Here is a 264-nt window from a genome sequence, read left to right as displayed (position 1 = left end):
AGGCCGGCAAAGGCGGCATCCGCAAGATACGCGGGCGCGAGGTCTGCTATGTGGCGCAGTCCGCCGCAGCCGCGTTCAATCCGGCGCACAAGCTGATGGACCAGGTGGTCGAGGCGACCGTGGAACATGGGACGGCGACGCGGGCGGAGGCCGAGAAGCGCGCCCGTGCGCTGTTCCGGAAGCTCAGCCTGCCCGACCCGGACAATATCGGCAATCGCTATCCGCACCAGGTTTCCGGCGGCCAGCTCCAGCGCGTGATGACCG

General features: G+C 68.6%; 1 pseudogene. It reads left to right on the top strand.

The annotated features are described in order from the left end of the window. Nucleotides 1–264 (top strand): annotated as a pseudogene (locus FLQ44_RS17700) (microcin ABC transporter ATP-binding protein); the annotation flags it as partial.

Source organism: Vogesella mureinivorans, from assembly GCF_007644035.1.
In the GTDB taxonomy this organism is placed as follows: domain Bacteria; phylum Pseudomonadota; class Gammaproteobacteria; order Burkholderiales; family Chromobacteriaceae; genus Vogesella; species Vogesella mureinivorans.
Note: the sequence above shows the minus strand (reverse complement) of the source record. Positions and strands in the feature narration are given on the sequence as shown.